This is a genomic window from Parafrankia elaeagni (assembly GCF_000374165.1).
Lineage (GTDB): Bacteria > Actinomycetota > Actinomycetes > Frankiales > Frankiaceae > Parafrankia > Parafrankia elaeagni.
In genome coordinates, this window is sequence record NZ_KB893671.1 from 107,103 (window position 1) to 133,014 (window position 25,912).

Sequence of the window (25,912 nt, forward strand, 5' to 3'; positions counted from 1 at the left end):
CAGCAGGATCAGAGTTCGTCCGGTAGAGTACGGGCAGCTGAACTTAATATGGGGCTGTGGCGCAGTCTGGTAGCGCATCACACTGGCAGTGTGAGGGTCAGGGGTTCGAATCCCCTCAGCTCCACAAACAATCCGGTTTTGCCTGCTTCGCCGGGTTGATTGTTTGTTATTTTGCCGGGGGGCCGAGCCCGGTCAACCGGTTTTCATGCACTACGCCCTGACCTGCGCTTGCAGCCTGCTTGCATCGGGCAGCATGGTCGGGAGGCGGAACCCCGTGACCAGCGCTTGCCTTTCCGCTTGCGCATGCAAGCGCTGGTCAGGTGGTGCGCGGCACTTCGCGCGGTGGGTCGCTCTCTAACCCGCGTGGGTGGGTGGCGCGGGACAGGCGCGCCGTCGACCCGCCGCCGGATCCGCGACGGTGGCCATCGTGTCCGGCGGGTCTCGTTCGAACCTTCCGCCGTAAGCGATACTCTCTGTAGTCAACTGATTAGGTGGGAAATCCTGGTCAGACGAAGTCCGCGTCAGGGTGTGGCGTGGTCACCGTCGGCCCGTGCCATGCGTCGATCTCCTGTGCCAGCACCATCACGTCGGGCGCCGAGTGCCGGTAGGGGCGGAGCGCTTTGACGAGGTTCGCCAGCGGTACCGACAACGACCGGAACGGCGTAGGCGACAGGACGAGGGACTTGCGTGCCTCGGCGACCGCCCGGTCAAGGTCGACCGGCACCGACGCAACCGCGAGATGAGCCAGGATCACGGAACGGAAGCCGGCCGGCAGGTGCGGGAGCGCGAGATCCGCGTACCCGTCGGCCCGGAACAGATCACCGGCGACGGCGGACGCGAGAGTGGCGCTGTAGGCGACCTCGGCGGGTGAGCAGGTCCGGGGGTCTTCGTCGCCTGGTGTTCCGTGATCATGTCTGGGCAGGCCGTAGGCCGCGTTGAGCGCTTCGTCCGCGAGACGGTAGACGTCGTCCGCGCCGACACCCGCGAGTGCGGCGCCACGGGCCTTCGACGCCATGCACGCGACACCGGCCGGGGTGTGCTCGTCTGCCTGGTTGGCGTAGGCCATGGCGAACGCGGGACGTCCTTCGTAGACCTCGATGGCGGCCTGAGTCCGCCGGGCGTTCGCGTAGGTGTGCGGGTCACCGCTGAGCTTCCCGAGGCTTGCGGAGTGGCCGGAGATCCTCCGCGACAGGCTGACCTCTCCGGCGTTGTAGAGCGCGTCCGCCCGGAGTGCACCGACGCGGCTGGTGACCGCGTTCAGCGCGGACCGGTGGGCGGGATGCCCACGACGATGACCAAGGAACAGCGCGCGTTCGTGGAGCCCCTTCAGCGCGGGCACCGTGACGGCAAGGGGCGTGAGTTCGTACGTCGACCGAAGGTCGGTCAGCTCCTGATCGATGCTGACGATGTCGTCCGCCATGGTGGGACTCACGAGCACGCCCCCCAGCGTCGCGAGGCCAGCGAGCGAGAGCGTCTGACGACGTGAGATGAACGGAGCGGCATCCGGCATACCTCGATGGTCCGTCGGGGGCGTGGTTGATGTCCATGGGTCACACAGACAGATCGTGGCTGTCCTGGTCGCGTGCGTCACTACCGCCAAAGCAAGATCACCTGATTTCGTGATCTCGAACAAGGCTGCGCGTAAGCAAGAACCGGGACTTCTCCTGCCGTTCCCGGACGGTGCTCGTCGGCCCGGACCTTTGACATCCGCACTGTCTGACGCTCGCTGCCGTAGCTGTGCGGAGCTGCCGTGTCCGGGACGGCCGGTCCGACGATCATCACGTGACGACCGTGGCCTGTCCCGGTGCGCGCCTGACCACGGGTGATCTTCGGTGGTGCGGGCTGTCTGGCGGGGGCCGGCCGGGTAGCTGTGCGCGGCCCGGCCGGGCGCCCGACCATGGCTCCGTGTAACAGGCGGTTGCGGGTGCCGCGCGTGTGCGTCTCGCGACCTGGGAGGGGCCCGCAGAGCCGTTCTGGGGGTGTTTCGCGGGTTGGGCTTCTGCCTGCTTATCCGCTTATGTGCTGGTCGCGGCTGGTTCTCGGCGCTTTACGGGGGTGCTTACGCAAGCGGCTGTGTCGCTTGCGTAAGCACCTGTTCGCAGCCGTGACAGGCACCCCATCGGCCACTGTGGGTGACCGATGCTCGGTAAGTGGGGCTCCAGTGGCGGGGCGATCTTCAGCGCGACGCGAGGAACCCCGGCGAGGGGCGTCACTTTCCGTGTACTGTCCCCATAGGTCGCGGCGGACCATGTCTCTCGCGTGGGAGGGGCGCAGACTGCCCGTTCCACCGGTTCCATGCCCTTGACGCGGATGGTCGCTAACACGCCAATGCGCAGGTCAGAAGCGATTTTTGCCGCTATACAGGGGTGCTAACGTTAGCAGGCGCGGCGCTAACACCACACTGTCGCCGCAACACTTTTTTGTTACTTTGAGTGACTGATTTGGTCGGGTGGGATCGTGTGTCGGCGCCCGTCGCGGCTGGTGCAGCGCGGTGTGCGGGCGGAGGCTGTGACGGGCTTGCGGTGCTGCTTGGCCTATCGGCCGGTGCTGCTGGGTCTAGCAGCACCGTTAGCGGCGTTTCGGTGCTCTGACCTGGGTTCTTGCGTCTAGCGAGCCCGTGCGCGGATGGCCCGAAATCGTCCCAGCGGGCGGTTTTTGGGTCTTCGGAACGCTGCTGGGTCGGTCGGTGTCACGGGGTCCGCGGCGGGACCCGAGGGCGCACACGCGGACGGAGTCCGCGCCCGTCCGGCGTGCCCAGCATCCCGATTCCCGGTAGCGCAGGTGTCGCTACCGGTAGCGGCACCGTGCACGCCCCCGATGGCCCGTGCGCGTCCGTGACCTGCGCGATCCGCGCAAGTAGCGGGTAGCGGCGGAACTCCGGCCAAGCCCGGAACGGCCGGCACAGGCCTGGGAAGACCCGTGCTGGCCGCTACCGCTACGCACGCCCCGTCGGCGCCAATCCTGTCATTTGCCACCTTTTACCTTCATTTGGAGGATCTTCCTGGGCCTCTCGTTCGTTATACAGAGTGAGGCACCGATTACCTGCCTCACTCCCGCGACCGGCCGTAGGCCGGTCGTTCCGTGTCTGGAGGGTGTTTGCCGGAACAGCCCGCCACCGCGTCACCGACCCGCACGCCCCGCCCGAGGAAGAAGAAGACCCGTGCTCGACTGCCACGCGAGACCAACCCCACCACCGCCGCATCCGACCCACACGACACGAGCACATCCGATGGCGCCCTTACCCGCGCACGCCCCGCCCGGCGGTCCGTAGCCCCCAGGCCGCGGCCGCCGGACAGCCTGACCACCGCCCCACCCGGCACGTCCGGTCCGCCCACCGTGCCCGGCCCCAGGCCGGACGACAGTTCCGGTGACGTCGACCGTCGCACCGACCGGGCCTACCACCTGGCACGCGCCATCGCGGGCTTCCACACGACGATCAGCGCGGAGAACGCAGCCCGTCTCGCGGACATCCTCACCATCGACATGAACGCATCCCCCGACCGGTAACCGGCTGGAACACGACAAGGGGCTCCCGGCCGGCACTGCCGGTCGGGGGCCCCTTGCTCATTGCGGTACTGCTGGTGTCGGCTACGGCCCGCCGATCACCAGCGGCGCGCCCAGCTCGTCATCTTCGCCCGGCCGGTCCAGCGTGAACCCCATGACGGCCAGAACCTCGACCGTGCGTTCGGCCGTCATCGCGATCACCGGCCGGTCCGCCCCGCCGAACACGACCCCGTAGGCCATCCGCGGATGCGTCCGCCACCCCGGCGACACCCCGCAAGAGCGCCGGCAGGGTCGGAGCCAGCGCCACCCCACCGGACGGGTCATCGCCGTGCGGGCGGCCTTCGTGGCCCCCCGGTGGGGGAGAACCCGTTCCTGCCTCATGCCGGCTGACGACGAGTCCTTCCTCGTCGCGACGGTGACTGCGGAGGTGGGCGCCGTCCGGGGTCCCGAATATCCAGACAACATCTCGGTGGGATGTAACCGGGTGGGGGGTGCCGGACATGAACAGGATGACGCCCCGAGGAAGGACTGTCTCTGTGCCTGCCAGTCTGGCCGTTCCCTCGTTCGAGGCGCTGTTCCGGGAACATCACGGAGCGGTCCTGCGGTTCGCGCAGCGACGCCTCGGTGATGACGAGGCCGCCTGGGACGTCGTGTCGGAGACCTTCCTCGCGGCCTGGCGGCATCGGCAGCGCCACCCCGCCGCCCCGGACGAGGTCCGGGCGTGGCTGTACGGCATCGCCGGCAATGTCGTACGTAACCAGCGCCGCGCGGGGATCCGGCGGCTGCGGCTCGAAGCCCGGATGGTCGGGTCCGGGCTGGCCACGGACCCGACCGCCCTGACCGATGAGGACATCGCCGACGAGGCGGTACGCAGGGACCTGGCCTGGCAGGCGTTGGAGCGGCTTTCTCCGGATGACCGGGAGATCCTGCAGCTCGCCGGCTGGGAGGGGCTGGACCTGCACGGCCTGTCGGTGGCTCTGGAGGTCTCCGCCGCCGCGGCGAAGGTGCGTCTGCACCGGGCCCGGCGCCGTCTCGAAGCGGCCCTGGCGGAAGCCGCCTCGACACCGGCCGGCACCGAAGCCCCATCCTCGCTCACTTTCCAGGAAGGATCATGATGTCCGACAGTGACGACAGCGACGATCTCGTCGTGGTGCGCGCGCTCCTGGGCGCCTCCAACCCGGTGGCGGACGACCCCCTCAGCGCCGTCGAGCAGCGGCGAGGGGAGAGCCTGCTGGCCGTTCTGCTCGCCGATCCGTCCGCCCGGTCCCCCCGGCCTGGGCACAGACGTGGTCGAGTCGTCGTCCGGCGTCGCCGGGGCGTTCTGACGGCGGCGGCCACGGTCCTGGTGCTCGCGGGTGTGCTCCTGGGGTTCACGGTCGTACGAACCCACGACCAGGCCACGGCCCTGCCGCTGCTGCCGGAACCTCTGCTCACCGCCACCACGGGTGATCACGGCAGTGCGGTGGCGGCGTTGTCGGAGGCGGCTCGCCGGCAGCGGGAGAGTGCGCAGGCCGGGAGTGGTCCTGTCATCTATGTCCGCACCCAGAGCTACGGGCTCGACATCGCCGTCGCCCGGAACAGGGCGACGACCACCGCCCGTACGACGATCGCGGACCTGTGGCGTGACAGCGACGGGGCGGTGCACAGCGAACGGTACATCCAGCAGATCGACCGCGCCGGCGCGGACATCGGCGGTCCGACCCCCGACGACGACGACCAGTTCGAGGGCAGGTCCGACAGCCCACCGCCGCCCCCCGAGTACGATCCGGCCCTGACCCCCACCGACCCCGCGCAGATCTCAGCGAGGCTGAAGGCCTATGCCCTGGCGCAGGGTTATCCCGTCGACCTCTGGGTCACGAGCGAGGTCCTGAGGTTCCTGTGTACCGGCCTGACGAGCCCGGCACAGAACGCCGCGCTCTACGAGGTCCTCGCGCAGATCCCCACGGTCTTCGACGCCGGGCCGACCCGTGACCGCGCCGGCCGGCCCGGCCGTGCGGTGGGCCTGGTGGTCTCCGACAAGTCCAGCCTCAGTCTCGGTATCGAGTATCTGATCTTCTCCGACACCGGTGCGCCCCTGACCATCGAACAGGTCGCCACGCCACCGCCCCCCGGACTACATCTTCCCGATGCTTCGATCATCGAGAGCTACGTCGAGATCATCACGACCCGGCGTGTTCCCACCGTCGGCGCCACCACGTGACGTCCGTTGACGCACCTTGGCTGACAACGATGACAGCACGGAGGGCAGCGAAAGCAGAACCGATCGCGGCTGTCAGGGTAACCGCTCGGTTCACGAGCTCTCCCGCCCTCCGTGCCATCAGCCTGCTACATGTAGCAGTTACGCACGGTCACACTGTTCTAGCAGCCCGGCGCCGGAGCGTACGACGGGTTCTGCACGTAGACCTGATCCGCCCACTGAGGAGGAAGGAACGTGATCTCCGTGTTCGGAGCTATGTACTCACAAGATCCACCGGCCCAACGGAAGTACGCCTTGCAGCCGTTTGGGTGGTTGTCCCAAACTTGGACGCTAAACGGGAGGGAGACCCACTGGCTCAGGTTCTGCCAGTATCCCCAGTCATGAAACTGCAGGTTACGGAACTCGCCGTTGGGTGTGGTGCCGCGCAGTTGGGTCACGCCCGAACAGCTGTACAACACAGCGCTTGTTGAAGCCTCCGCCTCATCGCCTCCCGTGTCGGCGTCGGGTGTGAACGCATCCAGCTCGGCCAAGGTGTCGAAGCAGTAGACGTCGGTTTCCGAAACCACGGCGCAGCTCGTCGCCCCGTTCCAGGTCTCCTTGTCCCAGGGCAGGAGCTCTCCGTTGTAATGCTGAGTGATCTCCGAGGTGGTCGCTGCCGACGCGGGGGAGGCCATGATGCCCCCGCCGAGAAAGACCGTGGCTAGGACGGAGATACCCAGGGTCAAGATGATGCGTGCAGCCTTCTTGATCAATTCTGGGGCCTTTCCTTTCTGGCGCGTGGAACCCTGACAGGAATAAAACTCTGAACCAGGGGAAGGCCGTCGGGTAGCAACACAGAGTAGATAGGACCTAGGTCCTATCTACTGGTGAATTCTTCGTCTGGGGCGAGTTCTCCGTGTACATCCCGGTTCTCTGTGACCATACTCACATTCCGAGTTGATCTTTCTGTGGATCGTCGGGTTTGGTGGGCCGCCTGGGTTGTCGTGGGAAGCCGCGAAGATCGAGTACGACACCGGTTCAGGCCCTGGTGTGGCGTTGGCGTGTCGTACCGGGGTCGCCATAGGCACCGCCCCGCGGGACGGTGCAGTCTTCAGAGCGGGTTTTCCTCGAAACGGATACGGCTGTAGTCGAACTTTCCCACCGGCGTGGTCGACTCGCCGATGATCACGGCGCCGAAAAGAAACCGCAGAACCGCGTTCATCCGCTCTTTCTCGCCGTTCTCGGCCATCCGGTCCCACGCGGCACGCGCGTTCGGACCGGTCAGACCGGCCAGAATCTCCAACGCCGGGCGTGGCGTGGCGGTCTGCTGCTGCAACTCCTGTATGCGATCGTTGATGACTTTCCGGTCCTCCCGGTACTCCCGCGCGGAGAACTCACCCTTTTTCCAGCCCTCCCGCAACTCCTCCAATTCCTCGCGGAGCCCGTCGATCTTCTCCTGTAGTGCGACAGGAACCCCGGCCTCGGTAGCGGCCTCGCCGGTCACGTCAAGTTTTTCCAGTTTGCCGACCGCCGCGTCCGAAACAAAATCTTCCACGATCTTTGCATTGATGCGGCGCACGCACCGGCGTGGGTCTGCGCTGGAATAGCTCGCCCGAGTGCACACGTAGTAGGCGCCCTTGTTGGTGCCGGCCATCCGCAGTTCGCACCGGTCACACATGATCAGGCCGCGCAGGAGATAGAAATGTCTCCCGCTGCTGGTGTGCTGCGTCGACCGGTAGGACAGCCGCTCCTGCGCCTCATCCCACACGCCCCGATCGATGATCGGTGGCCAGAGTCCGGGGATGGTCTCACCGTGAAAACTGCGGAGCGCGGCAAGGGTCGGGTTCTTCAGAACGTCACGCACGGTACGGGCGATCCATGGCGTCCCGTTGCGAGTCCGCCCATGCCGGCACAGGACGTCCGCGATCTGATACGGCGACATTCCCGCGAGAAACAGACGGAAAATCACCCGGACTATGCGCGCTTCCTCGGGAACAACGTGCCAACCGGTCTTGTCGTAGCCGTACACGCGCTTGCCGCCGGAGTGAGGCTTTCCCTCGCTGGCATCCTCCAGCATCTTGTCCTTCAGCCGCCGTGACGTGTCGTCCGACGAACGGCAGGCGTGCGCGACCTCGATTCGCAGAAAGAACCGATCATCCGGGTCGGACAGATCGCGACGGTTCGCCTGACCATGCAACGTGATGTTCTGGTCATCCGCGATGCTCAACAGTTCTTCAAGGTCCTTCGGCTGACGCATCAACCGGTCCGGATGGTAGGCGATCACATGCCGGACCTTGCGCCCCCGCACCACGTCCAACAGGCGATCCCACCCCGGACGCTTCCGGTTCCGCTGCCACGCGGACCGGTTCGGGTCAACGAACACATGCTCGGGGCTGACGACCAACCCCAGCCGTGCGGCAACCTCCCGCGCGATCTCGCGTTGGCGATCGACGCCGGTCTGATCGTCATCCTTGATGTGCGAGATCCGGCAGTAGATCGCGGCAGACTCACCCGCCCACGGTCGGCGCTGATCGTCACCGCGACCGCCTGCCTGACGCGCGCGCAGACGAGCACGAACCGCCCGCCCTCGCTCGGTTCCTGACTCCTGATCACCCATGCGCCGTAGTGTATGGATGCACTTTCAGCCCCCCGAAGCCCCCCGAGAGTTGTGTCCGGGTCTGGGTTTTTTGGGTTTTGTTCTTGTGGGGTCGGGCTCTTGGGCTCGGGGGTTGCCTCTCGGTGTTCCTCGGCGAATCCGTCGGGGAAAAGTATGGGTTTTCGCGTCCCGGTGGGTCGATCGCGGAGGCTCTCGAGAAACGAGGCCACCGCCCCGCGTTCCGTTCGCCTGTGGATCCTCTCCGCGGGGTGCGCCCCTGCAGGTCTGCCACGTCTTTTGCCGGCCGTCCGTGCGGGTAACGGCGTCATGCCGGACATGAGCAGGTCGCCCGCGAGAAGAACGCGCTGGCGCGACAGCCAGACCACCGTGTCGCCTCCGCGCCCCGCCAGGACACCGGTGTTGTTCAGCCACCATCGCCCGTCGGGCTGCAGGAACGCGTGCATGCCACCGGCCACTTCGTCGAGGCGCGGGTCGCCCGTGAATGTTGGTATACGCAGACGGTCACGGTCCGCGCTCAAACTCTGCTCTGGAAACGATGGGCGACGATGTGCAGCCGTGCCGGGCCTGCGTACTGGACGGGTGCGTGTACAGGCTGACCCGTATGCGGCGGTGGTGGTGCCCTCCCCGCGAAAGCGCTGGGTGCCACCGTGGCTGGTTCATGGCGTTGCGCCGCATTGTTTCGGTCATCGTCGAGTGCTGCCGGCCCGCAAGGCAGCCTCCTGGCCACGAACAGGAGAGCCCCAGATGACTGTTACCGGTTCCTACGACGCCCACGGCTACCCGGGCGCCGACACCCGGTCGGCGCAGGCCCGGCACCACCGCTACAGCCCTGACGCGCGCTACAGCTCTGACGCGCGGCCCGGCACGGGCCCCGGCCCCGGCACCAGAGCCGAGGACGCCGGCAGGCCGGCCCGCTCGCGGTGGCCACTGGCCGGCCTCGCCGCGGCCGTGCTGGCACCCGTGGGCTCGTTCATGCTCGGCTGGGACCCGGACGAGTCGATCACCAGGGACGGCACCGACGCGATCTACCAGGCTGCCGGTGACCACCGGGTCGCCCTCTGGCTGGGCGGCTCGATCGGCTTCGTCGCCGTTCTGCTGCTGCTCGGCTTCGCGGCCGGGCTGACACGTCTTCTGGAGCGCCGAGCGCCGGACAGCCTCGCGGTACCGGCCGCGAAACTCGCCTTTGCGGCAGCGCTCGGCGGGCTGATGTTCAGCTTCGGCCTCAAGCACGTTCTGGCCGGCGGTGTCCCGGGCGGCATCGACAACTCCTTCTACACGAAGACGGACGTCGAGGTCCTCACCGTCGTGGTCAGCCAGATGCAGTACGCCGCCTGGTGGGGCGTCATCGCGGCGGCGGCCTGCGTCGCGGTGGTGTCGCTCCGGCACCGGGTTCTGCCGACCTGGTTCGGCATCGTCAGCGCTGTTCTCGCCGGCATCTCCATCACCGCGACGGTGGCCGTCGGCCTGCCCTACTCGGCCGGGATCCTCGCCCCGGTCTGGCTGCTCGCCGCCGGCGTCGTCACCCTGCGGCTCCGCGGCCGGGAGATCTGACCCGTCAATCCGCAGGGTCACGTCGACAGGCATGGCAGGGCGTCCCGGGGTCAGCTGGTCGAGCCGGTTTCCCGTGACGCCGTGCCCGCGTTCCGTGGCCCGGTGCCGGTGCCGGTGCCGGTGCCGGTGCCGGTGGCGGTGCCGGTGGCGGTGGCGGTGCCGGTGGCGGTGCCGGTGCCGGTGCCGGTGGCGCCGGGTGTGCCGCGGTGGATGAGTCAGACGGGCTGGGTTGTTCCTTCCGCGCTCCTGGGCTCGACCAAAGCCCCCGCGGTACTCGGGGCGGTTGCTGTGCCCGGGGCCGTCGTGGCCACGACGGCGTCCGTGGTGGGGGGAACTGCCGGGGGCGTGATCGTGGCGGGTATGGCCACGGCGGCACCGTGGACGTCCACGTGGGGCATGATCCGGTCGAGCCAGCCGGGAAGCCACCAGTTCGCCCGGCCGAGCAGGGCCATCGTGGCCGGTACCAGGACCATGCGGATGATCGTGGCGTCGACCAGGACCGCGACCGCCATGCCGACGCCGACCATCTTGACCGTGACGTCCGGGTCGAGGGCGAAGCCGGCGAACACCGCGATCATGATCAGGGCGGCGGAGCTGATCACCCGGCCGGTGGCGGCGAGCCCGCGCACGACGCTGCCGTGCGCGTCGCCGGTCGCAAGGTAGTCCTCCCGGATGCGCGAGAGCAGGAACACCTCGTAGTCCATGCTCAGGCCGAACAGGACGGTGAACATCAGCACGGGCAGCCAGCTCGACATCGGCACACTGTGCGGCAGGCCGAGCAGGTCGGTGCCCCAGCCCCACTGGAAGACCGCGGTGACAACACCGTAGGCGGCCGCGATCGAGAGCAGGTTCATCACCGCGGCCTTCAGGGCGACCACCGGCGAGCGGAACACCAGGGTCAGCAGCAGCAGCGACACACCGACGACGAACCCGACCACCCACCACAACCGGTCTGACATCCAGCTGGCCAGGTCGGTGAACACGGCGGTCAGGCCGGTGATCTCGACGCCTGCGGGCAGGACCTCCTCCCGCAGGTGGTGTACCAGATCGGCGGCTCGTGCGTCGCTCGGGGCGACGGTGGGCGTGACGATGATGACCGCGGCGTTGCCGCTCGGCGCGACGATCGGCGGCTGGACGGCGGCGACGTCCGGAGTCGCCCTGATGCGGTCGACGATGCCATCGAGGTCGCCTGCGGAGACCTTCCGCAGATCCGCCGCGATGATCAGCGGTCCGTTCGAGCCGGGGCCGTACTCGGCGGCGATCAGGTCGTACGCGCGCCGCTGGTAGGTGGAGTCCGGCTGGCTCCCCGCGTCCTGCGGCCAGGTACGCATGCCGAGGACGGGCGCGGCGAGCAGCAGCAGGAGCAGCAGGGCGCCGATCGCCCACGGCAGCGGCCGACGGCCGATGCGCCCGGCCCAGACGGCGGTCAGGGCCTGCCGATGCTCCGGGCGTGCACTGGCTGCCACCGGTGCGTCGCCCGCGGTGGGCGCGCCTGTGGCGTCCCTGGCCGCGGGGTCCCCACCCGCGGCCAGGGCGGCCCGGGCACGGCGGCCGAGCAGCCGGGTGCCCGCCAGGCCGCACAGCGCCGGGACCAGCGTGAGCGCAGTGATCACGATGGTCACGACGACCGCCGCCGTGGTGAAACCGGTGGTCACGTAGGTGTTCAGGCCGACCAGTCGCAGACCCATCAGCGACAGCACGACGGTCACGCCGGCGAACAGCACGGACACACCGGCGGTGCTGTTCGCCCGGGCGGCGGCCTCCCGTACGGTCAGCCCGCCCCGCAGGCCCTCGACGTGCCGGGTGACGAGCAGGAGGGCGTAGTCGATGCCGACGCCGATGCCGACCATCGAGGCGAGGGTCGGCGCGATCGTGCTGACGTCGGTGCCGGCCGCGATGAGGGTGATGCCGGCGGTGCCGATCCCCAGGCCGACGAGGGCGACGGCCAGCGGCACACCGGCGGCCGTGATGGAGCCGAAGGCGACGAGCAGGATGATCAGTGCGAACCCGATGCCGACCGCCTCGGCACGGCCGTTGACCTCCTGGATGTTCTCGGCGACCTGGCCGCCGAACTCGGTGGTCAGGCCCGCCTGCTCCGCGGGGGAGACGGCCTCGACGAGATGGTCGATCGCCTCGGTGCCGCCGAGATCGGTGACCGGCCGGTCGTAGTTCAGCGTGAACAGCGCGGTGTCGCCGTCGGCGGACAGCCGCGGCGGGCTGACGACGGCGACGGACGGGACCTCACCCAGGCGCCGGGCGACCTCGGTCGTGATGTCCGTCCCGACGCGGGTGCCGTCCGGGTCGTGCAGCACCACCCGGGCCTGGGCCTCGGCCAGCGCGGGGAACTCGGCGCGCAGCAGGTCGGTGCCGCGCTGGGAGGGTGTCCCCGGGGCGTCGAAGTTGTCGTGGGGCTCACCGCCCAGGGCCATGGCGAGCCCGCTCGCCACCACCAGCCCGGCGACCCAGACGGCGATCACACGCCACGGCCGGCCCGCGGCCAGCCATCCCACCCGGTACAGGAACCCGGACATCACTCCTCCTTGATGCGTGGCCACGGCGGCCACCTTGTGCCGATCACACGGCGGTGCGCTGCGGTCCCGCGGCGCTCGGCCGGCTGGCCGGACCACTGCGTTCGCGGTCTGTCCGACACTGACACCGATCTCCGCCGGGATCTGTCGGGCCGGTGACGGGCAGACCGGCACCCCGCGTCGCATCGCTGACTCCCTGGTCGCGCACTGGTCAGCCCGACCGGGAAACAGCCACGAGGCAGGGTCCGGATCCCCCGGCCCGCTGCGCGTCGCCCGGCGGAAGCCGCCGCCTCGGCAGGTCCTGGAGACGCACGGTGATCCGGCATGCCCACATAATGATCGACCTGCCCGCTTCGTGGAGCCGGTGGTGCCCGGACCAGCGCTTTCTGTATCCCAGGCAGTGCTCGTCGTCATCCCAGGCAGTGCTCGTCGTCACCTGGCGGAGCGGGGCGGGCCGAAAGCCCCGGGTGCGGGCGGGACGCAGGTAGCCGGGCGCTCAGACCTTTGCTCCCAGGTTGCCCGAGATGGCTACCCTAAGATTTTGGGAGGACGCTCTCAGCGTCCATTTCTGGTTGCCCGACTGGGTATCTTGCCGGGTAGCTACATCGCGCCTACCACGGAGTAGTGGTCAAGGCGGGAGTTACCACTTCAAGTCACGTAACGTGTTTGAACCTGTACTACTCAACATCGAGATCTTGATGGCCTGACGCTGACGTTGCGCCCTCGCCGAGGAGACGATCGTGCACGCCGAGCACCACGAGCCAAGAATCCGGCCGCCGTCGGTGACGCCTTCCCCGACCGTGCTGCCATATCCGTCCGAGACCGTCCTCGGGGCCGGTGTTGCCGCCCCCACCGAAACCGGGCCGCGCCGGACACTTCCGCGTGCCCCCTGGCGCCGAGCCCGCCGCGGCGCGCCCGCGCCGGGCCCAGCTCCCGAAAGCGCCGACCCCGCCGCGGGCCCGACCGGTGATTCCGCCGGCGGGCCGGCCGGCGGGCCGACCGACGGTGCGCCCCGCGGGGTCTGGCGTCACGACCTTGAAGCGTCCGTCGTGGTCTTTCTCGTGGCGCTTCCGCTCTCGCTGGGTATTGCTGTCGCCTCCGGGGCACCGGTGGTCGCCGGCATCATCGCCGCGGTCGTCGGCGGTGTCGTGGCCGGCGCGCTCGGCGGGGTCCCGCTGCAGGTGTCCGGGCCCGCCGCCGGTCTCACCGCGGTCGTGGCGGAGATCGTCATCGCCCACGGCTGGCGGGTGGCCTGCTTCGTCACCGCCGCCGCGGGCGTGGTGCAGATCCTGTTCGGGCTGAGCCGGGTCGCCCGGGCAGCTCTCGCGATCTCACCCGCCGTCGTGCACGGCATGCTCGCCGGCATCGGGCTGACGATCGTCATCGGCCAGGTCCACGTCGTGCTGGGCGGTACCGCCGGTTCGGCCGCCTGGGACAACCTCGTGGTTCTGCCCGGTGAGCTGGCCTCGCCGGCGGTGCCCGCCGCCGCGCTGCTCGGCCTGATCACGATCGCGCTCACCGTGCTGTGGCCGCGGCTGCCGCGGCCGCTGTCCGCCGTCCCGGCGCCGCTGGCGGCGGTGTCCGCCGCGACCGTCGCCTCGCTGGCCTTCGACGTCCCGCGGGTCGCCCTGCCGGACGACCTGCTGGGCGCGATCGCGCTGCCGGCGGTGCCGGCGAGTGGGGAGTGGGGTGCCGTCGCGCTGGCGGTGCTGACTGTCGCCCTCGTCGCGAGCATCGAGTCGCTGCTGTCCGCGGTCGCCGTGGAGGCGATGCACTCCGGGCCGCGCGGGGACCTGGACCGCGAGCTGCTCGGGCAGGGCGCGGCCAACACCGTCTCCGGCCTGCTGGGCGGCCTGCCCGTCACCGGTGTCATCGTGCGCAGCTCGACCAACGTCCGGGCGGGCGCGCGCAGCCGACGGTCCGCGATCCTGCACGGCCTGTGGATGGCTGGCTTCGCGCTGCTGATGGCGCCGCTCGTCGGGAAGATCCCGCTGGCGGTGCTCGCCGGGCTGCTTGTCGTCATAGGTCTCCGGCTGGTCGATCTGGCGCACATCCGCGCGATCGCCCGCCACGGCGAGCTCGCCATCTACCTGACGACCGTCATCGGCGTGGTGCTGCTCAACCTGCTAGAAGGCGTCCTGATCGGCATCGCGACGGCGCTGCTGCTCGCGTTGCGCCGCACGCTGGTCGCGCCTGTGAACGTCCACCCCCCGACCGGGCCGGGCTCGCCGTGGCGGGTGGTCGTCGAAGGGGCGCTGACCTTCCTCTCGCTGCCCCGGCTCGCACGCCGGCTGGCCGAGGTGCCGCCGGGTGCGCCCGTCCGGCTCGACCTGGCGGTCGACTACCTCGACCACGGCGCGCACAAGATGCTGGACGACTGGATCGCCGAGCGGCTCCGGGCCGGCGTCACGGTGACCGTCGACCCGGTCGGTTACGTCCCGATGGCGTTGCCGTCCGCGCCGACCCGGCCGCGAAACCGGCGGGTCCTGGCGAACCTGCTCGGCGGTCGGTCCGGCCGCCACCACGCCCGCCCGCCGCGGACGCCGCGCTGGCTGGCGCCCTGGTCGTCCTGGCAGCATGACCAGCTCCACGACCAGCAGCGGCTGCTCAACGGTGTGGACGAGTTCCACCGCCGGACCGCGCCGATGATCGAGCCCTACCTGACCGAGCTGCAGGCGGGTCAGCGCCCGTCCACCCTGTTCATCACCTGCAGCGACTCCCGGCTGGTGCCGAACGTCATCACCAGCAGCGGCCCGGGCGACCTGTTCACGGTGCGGACGCCGGGAGCGTTCGTCCCCGGCCCGCACGCGGTCGGCGACTCGACGCTGGCAGCGATCGAGTACGCGGTCGAGATCCTCGGCGTGCGCACGATCGCCGTCTGCGGGCACTCCGGATGCGGTGCCGTGAACGCGCTGTTCACCCGGAACAAGCACAGCCACGATCCGGACCACGACAAGGGCCACGGTTCGGGGCGGCCTCCCGCCCCGCTGCGTCATCTGGAGGCGTGGCTGCGCCACGGCGAGCCGGCCCTCGCCCGCGCCGAACGCGAGACGGGCGGCCTGCCGGCCAATGCCGACGAGCTGAGCCGGATCAGCGTCGCCCAGCAGCTGGTCGCCCTGCGTGGGCTCTCCGTGGTGCGCCGCGCCGAGGCCGCCGGCCGGCTGCACCTGGTCGGCATGTGGTTCGACATCGCCACGGCCCGCGCCATCGTCCTGGACGAGACCACGGACCGGTTCGAGATCCCGCCGGGTAGCCTGCTGCCCGCGCTGGAGAGCGGCCAGCGCCTGGCGGATGCCGTCGGGCACTGAGCGCGGCCCACTGAGCGCGGCCCGGAGCGGGCGACACCGCCCGCCCGCTCCGGTCACCGCGGAACAGACCTGTCCGCAATCGTGCCTACCGTGACGTCCACAGCGACCCGCCGGGCCCGCACCTCACGGGTGTGCGGCAGGCGGGTCCCGGACCTCGGAGGCAGCACCATGAGCAGCACGGTCGACATCGCGGACAGCGTCGGGGCGCAGATGGTCACCGAGCAGGAGGACCTGCTGGCGACCCTGGCGCGGCACCGGTACTTCCTGCGCTACACGACCCGCGACCTCACGGACGGGCAGGCTGCCGAGCGCACCACCGTCAGCGCACTGTGCCTGGGCGGGCTGATCAAGCATGTGACGGCGGTCGAGCAGTCGTGGGTCGCCTTCGTCCTCGGTGAGCAGAAGGAGGCCTCGCCCGAACAGTGGGCCGGGCAGTTCGAGGTACTGCCCGGCGAGACCCTGGCCGGGCTGCTGGCCGCCTACGACCAGGCCGCCGAGCGGACCACGGCGGTCTTCAGCGCGCTGCCGGAGCTCAGCGAGTCACGGCCGCTGCCGGAAGCGCCGTGGTTCGAGCCCGGCGCGCGCTGGTCGTACCGCCGGGTGCTGCTCCACCTGATCGCCGAGACGTCGCAGCACGCCGGCCACGCCGACATCATCCGCGAGGCCCTGGACGGCAGCCGCACCATGGGCTGACACCGAACGCGCGGCCGCTGTCGGCGGAGGCCTGCGCGGGCGTGCTGCTGCCGGCGCGGCGGCCGGCCGTCACGCGGCCTGAGCCGGGCAGCCGGGCCCGCGGGTTGCCGGGCCCGGCAACCCGGCCAGCTCAGTGCTGCGGGTCCGCGGGCGCCGACGGATCGGGCGGGACGTCCTGGGGCGGCGGATCGTCGCCGCCGTCTTCCGGGGCCGTGGTCTGTGCCGGCAGCTCGCTCGGTTCCGCCGGGGCGGCGGACCGTGACGGTGTCGGAGGCGATGACGCCGAAGGCGAAGGCTGTGGCGAGGCCGTCCCGGAGCCCTCCTCAGGTGTCGGTGGGACCTGACCGGCGGTGGGCGCCGCGGTGGTGGGCCGCGGGGCCGGGTTCTCGGCCGGGTGGTCCGGATCAGGGTCCGGGCGCGGAACCCGCGGCCAGGGGAAGACCGAGGGCTGATCCTGATGGCCCGGCGGTGTGGTCCGGCGCTGGCCCTCCAGGGGAGGCTGGCGGTTTCCCTCAGGAGGGAGGCCACCCTGGTCGTCCGTGTCCGCGTCCGTATCCGCGTTCGGGGCCGGGCCGCCCACGGCCGGGCCGGGCGACGACGTGCGCGCTCCGGCGGTGGCGCCGTCGGCCGGCCGGGAGCCGAGGCCTGTGCCGGGGAGGCGCTCCGGCTCGGCCGTGCTGCCCGCTCCGGCAGGAGAGAGCCGGGATGACGGGTCGGCCGGAGCCTCGCTTCCATCGCCGCGTCCGGGCAGTAGCTCCCAGGGCCGGAGCATCGTGCGGGCCGGAGTCGCCGCGAGCGCGCCGGCCAGCGCACAGGCCGCCAGCACGCAGACCGCGGCGACGGCAGTCCGCGGTGAACGCCGGGCAGGCGTCACGGCCGGTGCGGGCGGAATCACGAACGCCGCCGCGGGTGTGGGCCTCTCGGGTGTTCCGGGACCCACCGGCGCCCTGGGGGCCGGAAGGACCGGGGGCGCGACGACGACATCCGGGTGCCGTTGTCGCTGGCTGATTTCTGCCAGCACGGGCACCGGTAGCCAGGTTGTCGTCTGCGCGACGGTGGGTGGCTCGACCAGGCAGCGGGCGAGGATCTCCGCGGGCCCTGGCCGCTGGTCCGCGACCTTGGCCAGACAGGCCTCGATCAGCCCGCGCAGGTCGCCGCCGACCCCGGTGAGGACCGGTTCCTCGCGGACCACACGGTAGATGACATCGGCGGTGTTGCCCTCGCCGAAGGCGTTGCGCCCGGTGGCGGCGAAGGCGAGGACCGAGCCGAGGGCGAAGACATCGGAGGCGGCATCCACCCGTTCACCGCGGGCCTGCTCGGGCGACATGTAGGCGGGGGAACCGATGATCTGTCCGGTCGTCGTGCTGCCGGAGTGGTCGGCCGCCCGCGCGATCCCGAAGTCGATCACCCGCGGGCCGTCGAGCGTCAGGAGGACGTTCGCCGGTTTCAGATCACGGTGGATGACGCCTGCGCCGTGGATGGCGAGCAACGCCTCGGCGACCCCGGCGGCCAGCATGAGCACACTCTCGGCCGGGAGCGGCCCGTTTCGCTCCACGCTCGCGCGCAGCGTCGGACCGTGCACGTAGGCGGTGGCGAGCCAGGGCCGGGGCGCGCCGACGTCCGCGGTGATCAGGGGTGCGGTGAACCGGCTCTCGACCCGTCGCATCGCGGCCACCTCGCGTTCGAAGCGGCGGCGGAAGTCGGGATCGGAGGCCATGTCCGCACGGATGACCTTGACCGCGACAGCTTGCCGGCCGTGCGCGTGGCCGAGGTACACCGTGCCCATGCCGCCGGCGCCGAGGCGCCCGCGCAGCAGGAACGGCCCGACCCGGAGGGGGTCGTCGGGCCACAGCGGGGAGAGGAACTCCTCCGGGGCCGGCGCCCCGGCCGGCCGGGGCGCGACCACGCCCGCCGAGCCCGCCGAGCCCGCCGAGCCCGCCGAGCCCGCCGAGCCCGCCGAGCCCGGTGGACCCGGTGGACCCGCGGAGTGGCCGTGTCCTCGCACGGTCTGTCGGTCCTCCTCCGGTGCGCGGGCGCGGTTGACCGGACGGCGCCTTCGGTGCTGGCCGGGATCCTGCCAGCAGGCGGGCGGTACGCCGTCGGATTGTTGCGCATCGAAGTTGGCAAGTTTCTGACAGTGACAGCGGGCGGTGAAGGTCTGCCCGAGCTGTCCTGCTGTGGCAGGCGTGCGACCTCCGCCACCTGATCGGTCGCTGTCTGATCGGTCGCCGTAGGAGCTTCCGGAGAGGGCGGTGCGTTCCGGGCTGTCGGCGCTGCTGCCGGGGCATCGTAGTGGACTTCTCCGTCCGCGCGCGGACGGAGATCGGAATTCCGGTCACAGGGGTGAGCAGGGCGAGCGGGATGTTGAGTGCCCGGTCGAGCGCGTGCATCAGCTCGTAGGTCGGATGCCTGCCGATTCTTGCTGGCAGGCAAATGTCTGGCGGGGGACGGAGAGGGTCGTGTAGGTGTTCCGGTCCGCGGTGTCCGCCGGGTGCGGACACCCGTCGCGACGGTCCGCACGTTACGCACGGTTATCGCTGTAATCGATGCATACGTTCGTGTATGGTCGGATGGCAGCACTTCAAGGCGGTTTTGGCGGGTAAGGCGCTCAAGGTCCGGCCCGGATTGCTCACTGTGCGTGAGAATTTTGACGCGGCTCTCGGGGGCATCGGAGTCCCGGCCAGTCGCCCGGCGGTGCCGCGGCGTGCGGGGGCTGTGAGGACCGCAGCGATACCGACGTACCGGGTCGGCTGCTCCGTCCACGGGTCGCCGCGCCAACGCGGGTGCGACGGGAGCCGTGTGCCCGAGGCCCGCCGGGCAGGGCATCGGCGCCCTGATCCGTCCCTGGGCGTGCCCCGTCCGGACGGGGACCCGCGGTTGCCGCAGGTACGAGACGCTCCGGCGGCCGGCGTGCTGGTGGAGCTCCGCCAGGCACAACGTGACACCTTGACAACTCGACATCTGGGGATGCGAACCGATGGCCAGATCAGTGACACGGTCCGAGAGCCGGCATGAGCGGAGTGCTGCGTGTTCGTCGCCCTAGTCGCCCACATCGTCCTCGCCGCGATCCTGCCTGCGCTGGGCGCTCGGCTGGGGCGTGCCACCTACCTGATCGCCGCCCTGGCGCCGGCTGCCACCTTCGGATGGCTGGCCAGTCGCGTTCCCGCGGTCCTCGACGGGGCGGGCGCCGCCCACGCCGAAGGCGCCACAGCGGCGGCCGCGGCCTCGGCGGCCCGGAACGGGTTCTCCGAGGTCGTCCCCTGGGCGGGCACGGTCGACCTGGAGCTGGCCCTCCGGCTGTCGCCGCTGGCGCTGCTGATGGCGCTGCTGGTCACCGGCGTCGGCGCCATGGTGATGCTCTATTCGTTCACCTACCACAGCCACGAGGACGGGCCGGCCTCGCGCCGCGGCGGGCCGAGCGCCGCCCTGCTGGCCTTCGCGGGGGCGATGCTCGGTCTCGTCCTGTCCGATGACCTGCTCACCCTTTATGTTTTCTGGGAACTCACGACCGTTCTGTCGTTTCTGCTGATCGGGCAGCGTGGGGCGGGTGCGGCCGACCGGCGTTCCGCGGTGCAGGCCCTGCTGATGACCTCGACCGGCGGCCTGCCGATGCTCCTCGGGTTCGTGCTGCTCGGCCAGGCCGCCGACACCTACCGGATCTCGGCCATTCTGGCGGCGCCTCCCGAGGGCCCGGCCGTGGCGGTCGCTCTCGGTCTCGTTCTCGTCGGCGCGCTGGCGAAGTCGGCGCAGATTCCCTTCCATTCCTGGCTGCCGTCCGCGATGGTCGCGCCCACGCCGGTGAGCGCGTATCTGCATGCGGCGGCGATGGTGAAGGCCGGCGTCTTTCTCGTCGCCACCATCACCCCGGCGTTCGCCGAGGTGGCGGGCTGGCGAGTGCCGGCGGTGCTCCTCGGGACGGCGACGATGCTTCTCGGTGGAATCCGCGCGCTGGTCCAGACCGATCTCAAACGCCTGCTGGCTTTCGGTACGATCAGCCAGCTTGGTTTTCTCACCGCGCTGGTGGGCTTCGGGTCGCGGACGGCGGCGATCGCCGGCGCCACGCTGATCCTCGCGCACGCGCTCTTCAAGTCGGCGCTGTTCATGGTGGTCGGCATCATCGACCACCAGGCCGGTACCCGGGACGTCCGCGAGCTGTCGGGCCTGTGGCGCGCGCTGCCCGGCACCTGCGCGGTCGCCGTGCTCGCGGCGGCGTCCATGATCGGTCTGCCGCCGTTCCTGGGGTTCCTCGGCAAGGAGGCGGCCTTCGAGGCGCTCCTCGACGGCGGGGCCGCCGACCTGGTGCTGCTCGCCGTCCTCGTGGTGGGGGCGGTGCTGACGACCGCGTACACCCTGAGGTTCCTGTGGGGTGGCTTCGGCACCCGGCGGGGGGCGTCACCGCGGGCGGTGACCAGGCCCGCGGCGGGGTTCGTGGCGCCGGCGGCAGTACCGGCGATCGCCGGGCTCGCGCTCGGCATCGCCTACCCGGCGGTCGACCGGCTCGTCGCCGCCTACGCCGACGGGTTCCCGGTGCACGGCGAGGCCTACCACCTGGCGCTCTGGCACGGCGTGGGCTGGCCGCTCGCGCTCACCGGGATCGCGTTGGCCGGGGGAGCACTGGTGTTCGCCGGGGGGCTTCGGCCCTGGCCGCCGGTGCCGCGGCTGCCCCGCGCCCTGGACGCCCAGCGGGCCTACGAGCGCGGAGTCTGGGCGCTGGACCGGCTGGCGGTGATCGTCACCGGCCGGCTGCAGGCTGGCTCGCTGCCCGTCTATCTGGGCGTCATCCTGGTCACGGTGCTGGCCGTGCCGGGCGGCGCGCTGGTCACGGCGTCCTCGTGGCCCGAGCACCTGCCCTGGTGGGACTACCGGATCCAGCTTCCGCTCGCGGCCGGCGTCATCCTGGCCTCGCTGGCGGTGGTACGGGCATCGGGCCGGCTCACCGCGACCCTGCTGCTGGGCGCGGTCGGGTACGGCATCGGCGCGCTGTACGTCGTGGAGGGTGCCCCGGATCTCGCGCTCGCCCAGTTCCTCGTCGAGACGCTCTCGCTGGTCGCGTTCGTGTTCGTGCTGCGCCGGATGCCCGCCCGCTTCTCGACGGCCGACCGATCCGCGCCGCTGCGGCTGGCGCGGATCGCCGCCGCACTGTCGGTCGGCGCGTTCGTCGCGGGCCTGGCGATCGCGACGAGCGGTTCGCGGGCCGCGTCGGTGGAGGTCAGCCGGGAGTACATCGCGCGCTCGCCGGAGGAGACCGGGGCGACGAACGTGGTGAACGCGATCGTGGTGGACTTCCGGGCCTTCGACACCCTCGGTGAGATCGCGGTGCTCGCCGTCGCGGCGCTTGGTGTGGCCTCACTGTTGCTTCTCGCTCGCCCGCCCGCGGGAAGTGCGGCCGATCCGCCCGGCGACAGCGGGCCCGGCGCCGGCCCGGGCCCGATGCCTCCGCGGTCCGTGCTGCTGGAGGTCACCACCCGGGCTGTCTTCCCGGTCGTCCTGGTCTTCTCCGCCTACCTGCTGTTCGCCGGGCACACGCGGACCGGCGGCGGGTTCTCCGGCGGGCTGGTCGCCGGGCTCGCCTTCGTGCTGCGGTATGTGGCCGGGCGCCGGCGCAAGGTGGGTGCCGCCGTGCCGGTGGTCCCGACGGCGGTCATCGGCACCGGACTGGTGGTGGCGGCCACCGCGGGCCTGGCCCCGGCCCTCGCCGGGGACCCCGTGCTGGACAGCTATGTGTTCAAGGGGGACCTGCCGATCCTCGGTCACGTCGAGCTCGTGACCAGCGTGTTCTTCGACATCGGCGTCTATCTTCTGATCATCGGGGTGGTGCTGGAACTGTTGCGCACGCTGGGAACCGCCGTGGACAAGGAGGCCGACGCCGAGCGCGCGGCCCGGACGTCGCCACCACAGGTGGCCGGATCCGGCCGGGCCGCGAGTGGTGAGGTGGCATGAGCCCGGTCAACCTGACGTCCGCCCTGGTGGTCGGCGCCCTGTACACCGCCGGGACGTATCTGCTCCTCCAGCGGTCGCTCATGCGGGTCCTGATCGGACTCGTCCTGCTGGGGCACGGCACGACGCTGCTCCTGCTGCTCGTCGGTGGCGAGAGCGGCCAGCCGCCGATGATCGGCTCGATCCCGGTCGGGTCCATGTCGGACCCCCTGCCGCAGGGCATGGCGCTCACCTCGATCGTCATCACCTTCGCGCTGACGACCTTCCTGCTCGCGCTCGCGTACCGGGCCTGGACCCTTCTCGGTGACGACGAGGTACGGGACGACATCGAGGACGCCCGGATCCGCGGACTGGACCGCGCCGAGCAGGCCGAGCACGCCGAGCAGGCCGTCGGGGGAGACGGGGGTCACGGCGCAGACCGGTCGGCTTCGGCCCAGGTGGTCGAGGAGGACCACCGCGAGCCGGGCGAGCTCGCCATACCCGGCCTGCTGGAGCGCCAGGACGCCCATGGGCGGCGCCCGTGAGCATCCTCGTCGTGCTCCCTGTCGTGGTCCCCCTGCTCGCGGCCGGCGCAGTGCTGGTGCTGGGCCGGTGGGTGCTGGCCCGCCGGGTCCTGGCCCTCACCGTCATCGCCGGGGTGGTGGCGGACGCCGCCGCCGTGGTCGTGATCGCCGACACCGACGGGCCGCTGGTGGCCGGCCTCGGCGGCTGGCCCGCCCCGGTCGGCATCACTCTGGTGGGGGACCGGCTCTCCGGCCTGCTGCTGCTCACCTCCGCGGTGGTGACCTTCGCCGTGCTCGTCTACGCGATCGGCCAGGGCATCACCGAACAGGCCCGGCTCGGCCGTAGTTCGGTCTTCGAGGCGGTGTACCTGGTCCTCGTCGCCGGGGTGGCGCTCGCCTACCTGACCGGTGACCTGTTCAACCTGTTCGTAGCGTTCGAGATCATGCTGGTCTCGTCCTATGTGCTGATCACCTTCGCCGTCACCCCGGGACGGATCCGGGCCGGCATGACGTACGTGATCGTCAGCATGACGTCCTCGCTGTTCTTCCTCACGATGCTGGCGCTGGTGTACGCCGCCACCGGCACGGTCAACCTCGCCGACCTCGCCGGACGGATCGGGACCCTGCCCCCCGGCCTCGCGGAGACCCTCGGGCTGATGGCGCTCGTGGTGTTCGGGATCAAGGCCGCCGCGGTGCCACTGCACTTCTGGCTGCCGGACAGCTACCCGACCGCACCGGCGCCGATCACGGCCGTGCTGGCGGCGCTGCTGACCAAGGTCGGCGTGTACGCGCTGCTGCGCACCCACACGCTGGTGTTCCGGCACGACAGTGCCTGGATCCTGCTGCTGGCCACCGCCGTGGTGACGCTGCTCGTCGGCGCGCTGGGCGCGATCGCCCAGGACGACCTGAACCGGATGCTGTCCTACCTGCTCGTCAGCCACATCGGCTACATGCTGTTCGGACTGTCCCTGTTCACGGTGATCGGGCTCGCCGGCGTGATCATCTACATGGTGCACCACATCCTCGCCCAGGCCGCGCTGTTCCTCGTCAGTGGCCTGATCACCCGGTACGCCGGGACATCTGTGCCCCGCCGCATGGGCGGGCTCGCGGCGGCGGTGCCGGTGACCGCGGTGCTCTTCGGAATTCCGGCGCTCAGCCTCGCGGGCATTCCGCCCTTCTCCGGCTTCGTCGCGAAACTGGCGCTGCTCGAGGCCGGCGCCGAGACCCGGACCTGGCCGGTGGATCTCGCTCTGGCCGCCAGTCTGATCACCAGCCTGCTCTCGCTCTACGTCATGGTGCGGGTGTGGATCCTGGCCTTCTGGGGCCCGCGGCGGGAACCCACCCGCGTGCCGGCGGAGCCCGTGGTGGCGCTGTCTGGGACGGTGCCCGCGGCGGCGGAGCCCGCGCCCACGGAGCCCGCGGCGGCGGTGTCCGCGGCGGCGGTGTCCGCGGCGGCAGAGCCCGGGATGGCGGGGTCCGGGACGGCCACGGTGAGCCGTCCCATGGTCTGGGCGACAGCCGGGATCGTGGCCGTGGGGCTGTTGGTGGCGCTGCTCGCCGGGCAGTTGGCCGGTCTCAGCGAGCGGGCCGCGGACGACCTGTTGGAACCGTCGACCTACATCCGGTCGGTGCTGCCCGGCACAGCCGGCCCCGAGGCGGGACGGTGAACCCCCGGAGCGCAGGCGGTGCGGGCGGGCCCGGCCCGGGCGTGCCGGAGCGCGAGCCGTCGGGCCTCGGTGGGCTGGGGACACGCGGCGCCGCACGCGAGCTGTTGCGCCGTCCGGGGCGCCTGGTGTGGCTGTGGGTGGTCTGGATGGTCCTCTGGGGCAGCCTGACGCCGCTCGCCGCGATCAGCGGGCTGCTGGTCTCGGCCTTCGCGCTGCTCGCCTTCCCGCTGCGCGGCGGAGACCCGGAAGTACGGTTCCGGCTGCTGCCCGCGCTCTCCCTCACCGGCCGCCTCCTCGCCGACCTCGTGCCGTCGGCGCTGGCGGTGGCCCTGCAGATGATCCGCTATGGCCCGCGGACCCGATCGGCGATCGTCGAGGTGCCGCTGACCGGATCGTCGGAGATCGTCTCGACACTGACGGCGAACGCGATCTCGCTTGCACCGGGAGCGTTCGTGCTGGAGATCGACCACGAGGCAGGGGTGATGTACGTCTGCGTCCTCGCCGCCGCCGACGACGGCATGGCCGACCGGGTCCGTGCCAGCGTGCTCGACATGCACCGCCGCGTGCAGAACGTGTTCGGCTCCGACGAGGACATCCGCCGCCAGGTCGGCGAGGTCGGCGAGGCCGGGCGGCGCGGCGGGGAGGAGCAGACATGACAACCGTCTACACGATCACCTACGTCCTGCTGGCCGCGGCGGGAATGCTGACTGTCGGCCGGCTGCTGGTCGGGCCGACGGATCTCGACCGCATCGTCGCGCTCGACGTCCTGGTGATCCTGATCACCGCAGGGGTGACCGTCGAGATCGGGATGCGCAGGGAGGGCTGGAACATCGCCCTGGTCGCGGTCGTCGCCCTGCTGGGATTCCTCGGTTCGGTGACCGCGGCGCGTCTGGTCGAGCGGAAGGGGTCCGAGCAGCGGGAATCCGAACGACACGGGTCCGAGAGGCCCGAACCACGAGAGCCTGAACGACAGGGGCCGGAGCAGGGGGAGGCGCGGCACTGATGGTGCGGCAGGTGATCTCCGCGGTACTGCTGCTGACCGGAGCGGTCTTCTGTCTGCTCGGCGCGTGGGGCCTGGTGCGCTTCCCGGACGTCCCGTCCCGGCTGCACGCCGCGACCAAGCCGCAGACGGTGGGCCTCATGGCGATCCTGGTCGGCAGCGCCGTCCAGCTCGCACCCCGCCATGCGGCAGGCCTGCTGCTGGTCGTGCTCCTGCAGCTCGTCACCGCGCCGGTGATCGCGCAGCGGGTCGGCCGGGCCGCCTACCGGACGGGGTGCGTGCGTCACGACCTGCTGGTCGTGGACGACCTGGCCCGGCAGCGCGGCCGATCGGCCCACCGCCCCAAGCCACCGGAACCGACAGACGGTGCCGGCGGCGCGGAACCGCCGCCGACGCCGGGCAGGGCCGGCTAGCCCTGCCCGGGCGAG

The 25,912-nt window shown here is 70.9% G+C and carries 18 protein-coding genes and 1 tRNA gene; 13 read left to right on the plus strand and 6 right to left on the minus strand.

Annotation, left to right across the window (positions count from 1 at the left end; all coding sequences use genetic code 11):
• Positions 1-50 precede the first annotated feature (50 nt).
• Positions 51-124 (plus strand) — tRNA-Ala (locus tag B207_RS0102210).
• Between the two features lie 381 nt (positions 125-505).
• Here the strand turns inward: B207_RS0102210 and B207_RS0102215 are convergent.
• Complete coding sequence (locus B207_RS0102215; RefSeq protein WP_154675102.1) at positions 506-1,438, minus strand: hypothetical protein; 933 nt, start codon at positions 1,436-1,438, stop codon at positions 506-508.
• A gap of 1,898 nt (positions 1,439-3,336) precedes the next feature.
• On the opposite strand from B207_RS0102215, the gene B207_RS39415 reads away from it, so the two are divergent.
• Positions 3,337-3,507, plus strand: coding sequence for a hypothetical protein (locus B207_RS39415; RefSeq protein WP_018634877.1), 171 nt, complete (start codon positions 3,337-3,339; stop codon positions 3,505-3,507).
• A gap of 81 nt (positions 3,508-3,588) precedes the next feature.
• On the opposite strand, the gene B207_RS39420 is transcribed toward B207_RS39415, so the two are convergent.
• Positions 3,589-3,744, minus strand: a complete 156-nt coding sequence (locus B207_RS39420; RefSeq protein WP_018634878.1) for a hypothetical protein — start codon at positions 3,742-3,744, stop codon at positions 3,589-3,591.
• Between the two features lie 296 nt (positions 3,745-4,040).
• Between B207_RS39420 and B207_RS0102230 the strand changes: the two genes are divergently transcribed.
• Both B207_RS0102230 and B207_RS0102235 read left to right on the plus strand, forming a co-directional pair.
• A complete protein-coding gene (locus tag B207_RS0102230; protein ID WP_018634879.1) occupies positions 4,041-4,619 on the plus strand; it encodes an RNA polymerase sigma factor in 579 nt (192 codons plus the stop codon).
• Positions 4,619-5,704, plus strand: coding sequence for a CU044_5270 family protein (locus tag B207_RS0102235; protein WP_018634880.1), 1,086 nt, complete (start codon positions 4,619-4,621; stop codon positions 5,702-5,704). The genes B207_RS0102230 and B207_RS0102235 overlap by 1 nt, the downstream gene beginning before the upstream one ends.
• Before the next feature lie 158 nt (positions 5,705-5,862).
• Here the strand turns inward: B207_RS0102235 and B207_RS0102240 are convergent, their stop codons facing one another.
• Both B207_RS0102240 and B207_RS0102245 read right to left on the minus strand, forming a co-directional pair.
• Positions 5,863-6,453: a hypothetical protein gene (locus B207_RS0102240; RefSeq protein WP_018634881.1), complete on the minus strand. Its 591-nt coding sequence runs from the start codon at positions 6,451-6,453 to the stop codon at positions 5,863-5,865.
• Positions 6,454-6,791: 338 nt separating this feature from the next.
• The gene (locus B207_RS0102245) at positions 6,792-8,297 is read right to left on the minus strand and encodes a recombinase family protein (protein ID WP_026310577.1); all 1,506 of its coding nucleotides are present in this window, start codon (positions 8,295-8,297) and stop codon (positions 6,792-6,794) included.
• A 744-nt stretch (positions 8,298-9,041) separates the two neighbouring features.
• On the opposite strand from B207_RS0102245, the gene B207_RS0102250 reads away from it, so the two are divergent.
• On the plus strand, positions 9,042-9,848 hold the full coding sequence (locus B207_RS0102250; RefSeq protein ID WP_018634884.1) for a hypothetical protein: 807 nt from the start codon (positions 9,042-9,044) through the stop codon (positions 9,846-9,848).
• A 215-nt stretch (positions 9,849-10,063) separates the two neighbouring features.
• Here B207_RS0102250 and B207_RS0102255 read toward each other — a convergent pair whose 3' ends face one another.
• Positions 10,064-12,379 (minus strand): MMPL family transporter, encoded by a 2,316-nt coding sequence (locus B207_RS0102255; protein ID WP_018634885.1) that lies wholly within the window; start codon positions 12,377-12,379, stop codon positions 10,064-10,066.
• Between the two features lie 737 nt (positions 12,380-13,116).
• Between B207_RS0102255 and B207_RS0102265 the strand changes: the two genes are divergently transcribed.
• The gene (locus B207_RS0102265; protein WP_018634887.1) at positions 13,117-15,684 is read left to right on the plus strand and encodes a SulP family inorganic anion transporter; all 2,568 of its coding nucleotides are present in this window, start codon (positions 13,117-13,119) and stop codon (positions 15,682-15,684) included.
• A 168-nt stretch (positions 15,685-15,852) separates the two neighbouring features.
• Positions 15,853-16,377, plus strand: coding sequence for a DinB family protein (locus B207_RS0102270; protein WP_051102341.1), 525 nt, complete (start codon positions 15,853-15,855; stop codon positions 16,375-16,377).
• Positions 16,378-16,507: 130 nt separating this feature from the next.
• Here B207_RS0102270 and B207_RS36635 read toward each other — a convergent pair whose 3' ends face one another.
• A complete protein-coding gene (locus tag B207_RS36635) occupies positions 16,508-18,382 on the minus strand; it encodes a serine/threonine-protein kinase (RefSeq protein WP_051102343.1) in 1,875 nt (624 codons plus the stop codon).
• Positions 18,383-19,404: 1,022 nt separating this feature from the next.
• Here B207_RS36635 and mbhE point away from each other — a divergent pair.
• The 6 genes from mbhE to mnhG are packed head-to-tail and all read left to right on the plus strand — an operon-like array spanning position 19,405 to position 25,897.
• Entirely contained in the window at positions 19,405-22,317 is a 2,913-nt protein-coding gene (gene mbhE / locus B207_RS0102280) for a hydrogen gas-evolving membrane-bound hydrogenase subunit E (protein WP_018634889.1), read from the plus strand.
• On the plus strand, positions 22,314-22,838 hold the full coding sequence (locus B207_RS0102285; protein ID WP_018634890.1) for a Na(+)/H(+) antiporter subunit C: 525 nt from the start codon (positions 22,314-22,316) through the stop codon (positions 22,836-22,838). The genes mbhE and B207_RS0102285 overlap by 4 nt, the downstream gene beginning before the upstream one ends.
• Positions 22,835-24,484: a Na+/H+ antiporter subunit D gene (locus B207_RS0102290; protein ID WP_018634891.1), complete on the plus strand. Its 1,650-nt coding sequence runs from the start codon at positions 22,835-22,837 to the stop codon at positions 24,482-24,484. The genes B207_RS0102285 and B207_RS0102290 overlap by 4 nt, the downstream gene beginning before the upstream one ends.
• Entirely contained in the window at positions 24,481-25,140 is a 660-nt protein-coding gene (locus B207_RS0102295; RefSeq protein WP_230204794.1) for a Na+/H+ antiporter subunit E, read from the plus strand. Before B207_RS0102290 ends, B207_RS0102295 begins: the two co-directional genes overlap by 4 nt.
• Positions 25,137-25,487, plus strand: coding sequence for a monovalent cation/H+ antiporter complex subunit F (locus B207_RS32185; protein WP_018634893.1), 351 nt, complete (start codon positions 25,137-25,139; stop codon positions 25,485-25,487). The genes B207_RS0102295 and B207_RS32185 overlap by 4 nt, the downstream gene beginning before the upstream one ends.
• Positions 25,487-25,897 carry a monovalent cation/H(+) antiporter subunit G gene (gene mnhG, locus B207_RS32190; RefSeq protein WP_018634894.1) on the plus strand — a complete coding sequence of 137 codons (411 nt, stop codon included), beginning with the start codon at positions 25,487-25,489 and terminating at the stop codon, positions 25,895-25,897. Before B207_RS32185 ends, mnhG begins: the two co-directional genes overlap by 1 nt.
• The last annotated feature ends 15 nt before the right edge of the window (positions 25,898-25,912 follow it).

Coding starts and splice junctions, on each gene's coding strand:
- B207_RS39420 (WP_018634878.1), bottom strand. CDS start 3,744: ATGGCCTACGGGGTCGTGTTCGGCGGGGCGGACCGGCCGGTGATCGCG.
- B207_RS0102235 (WP_018634880.1), top strand. CDS start 4,619: ATGTCCGACAGTGACGACAGCGACGATCTCGTCGTGGTGCGCGCGCTC.
- B207_RS0102245 (WP_026310577.1), bottom strand. CDS start 8,297: ATGGGTGATCAGGAGTCAGGAACCGAGCGAGGGCGGGCGGTTCGTGCT.
- B207_RS0102250 (WP_018634884.1), top strand. CDS start 9,042: ATGACTGTTACCGGTTCCTACGACGCCCACGGCTACCCGGGCGCCGAC.
- B207_RS0102255 (WP_018634885.1), bottom strand. CDS start 12,379: ATGTCCGGGTTCCTGTACCGGGTGGGATGGCTGGCCGCGGGCCGGCCG.
- B207_RS0102270 (WP_051102341.1), top strand. CDS start 15,853: ATGAGCAGCACGGTCGACATCGCGGACAGCGTCGGGGCGCAGATGGTC.
- B207_RS0102285 (WP_018634890.1), top strand. CDS start 22,314: ATGAGCCCGGTCAACCTGACGTCCGCCCTGGTGGTCGGCGCCCTGTAC.
- B207_RS32185 (WP_018634893.1), top strand. CDS start 25,137: ATGACAACCGTCTACACGATCACCTACGTCCTGCTGGCCGCGGCGGGA.
- mnhG (WP_018634894.1), top strand. CDS start 25,487: ATGGTGCGGCAGGTGATCTCCGCGGTACTGCTGCTGACCGGAGCGGTC.